The sequence below is a fragment of the Oscillibacter sp. KLE 1728 genome (genome assembly GCF_934833455.1).
Classification (GTDB): domain Bacteria; phylum Bacillota; class Clostridia; order Oscillospirales; family Oscillospiraceae; genus Oscillibacter; species Oscillibacter welbionis.
The window spans coordinates 1-1456 of the sequence record NZ_CAKVVF010000138.1; the positions used below are offsets into that span (position 1 = coordinate 1).

Here is a 1456-nt window from a genome sequence, read left to right on the forward strand (position 1 = left end):
TCCACAGCCTTCTGCTTGGCGGTGGCGGCGTGGATGGTGGACATCAGCGCCTGCTCGATGCCGAAGGTGTCGTTGATGACCTTGGTCATGGGGGCCAGGCAGTTGGTGGTGCAGGAGGCGTTGGAGACCACGTCCATCTCCGGGGTGTACCGCTTGTGGTTCACTCCCATGACAAAGGTGGGCGTGATGTCGTCCTTGGCCGGGGCGGAGATGATGACCTTTTTCGCCCCGTGCCGGAAGTGGGCGGAGGCCTTTTCCGTGGTGCAGTAGGCGCCCGTGGACTCGATGATGTACTCGGCGCCGCAGTCGTCCCAGGGGATGTTGGCGGCGTCGTCTTCACTGTAAACCCGGATCTTCTTGCCGTTGATAATCAGGTGACGGTCGTCCCGCTCCACCGTGCCCTGAAAGGTCTTGAACACGGAGTCGTACTTCACCTGATAGACCATGTAGTCCAGGTCCGCGTTCCGCAGGTTGATGCCGCACATCTGATAGGTGGCGCTGCCGCGCTCCACCATGATCCGCAGTGCCACGCGGCCGATCCGGCCAAATCCGTTGATTCCCACTTTGATCGCCATGTTCCCATTCCTTCCTGTATTCCGTATTCCGCCGCAGCGGATGTTGTCCTCATTATACCATATTACCGGAAAATGTCACCGCAATTTTGCGTAAAATTGCGCATATAAAACGCAAGATTTGTTGTCCGTTTTGCACAGACTGGACTTCTGTTCGGCCGTGTCTGCCGGACTTCGACAATTTTCCCCCTTTTTCGACAAAGACCTTGTCTTTGCATCCCTTTTTTGCTATCCTATTGGTGTTCGAGGCAGGCTTTTCCACGGTTTGAAAGCCCCTCCCCGTATATGCTACAAGAGAGAATCCCAGCTGAAAGGATGCGCCTATGGAAGCAGAGCAATTTGACTTCTCCGTTGTGTTCCCCAACATCGCCGCCCAGTTGCGCAGCGTGTTGGGAAACCTGCACTTGGCGGCCGCCCAGCTGGCGCCTGCCATCCGGCGGGAGGGGGATCCGGCGCTGGATTCCACAGCTTCCCTGCTGGATCAGAGCTACTACCGCCTGCTGCGGCTGGTGAACAATCTGACGGCGGCGGGAGAGCTGGGGCAGGACGCGCCCCTCCCCGTCCGGGACCGGGATTTGACGGAGACGGTCCGTGCGGTCTGTGCCGGGGCTCAGGGTCTGTTTGCGCTCAAAAAGGTCCAGCTGGAATTCCGGAGCGCTGCGGACTGCCACACCTGCGCTTTTCACCAGCCCTCCATCGAGCTGCTGCTCTACCAGTTGCTCTCCAATGCCCTGAAGTTTACCCCCGCCGGAGGCGCGGTGACCGTGGAGCTGAAATTCATCAACCGATGGGTCCGCCTGTCCGTGTCCGACACCGGCTGCGGTATCCAGGAGGACCAGATCCCCTTCCTGTTCGACCGCTACCTTCACGACGATGCGATGGCG

Annotated in this window: 2 protein-coding genes; one reads left to right on the plus strand and one right to left on the minus strand. The window is 59.2% G+C overall.

Features of this window, described 5'->3' with window-relative positions; all coding sequences use genetic code 11:
* A partial coding sequence (locus tag QVE23_RS10825; protein WP_287968226.1) for a glyceraldehyde 3-phosphate dehydrogenase NAD-binding domain-containing protein occupies window positions 1-575 on the minus strand: 575 nt, incomplete at its 3' end.
* Between the two features lie 320 nt (window positions 576-895).
* Here QVE23_RS10825 and QVE23_RS10830 point away from each other — a divergent pair.
* On the plus strand, window positions 896-1456 hold a 561-nt coding region (locus tag QVE23_RS10830; RefSeq protein ID WP_502919099.1), incomplete at its 3' end, for a sensor histidine kinase.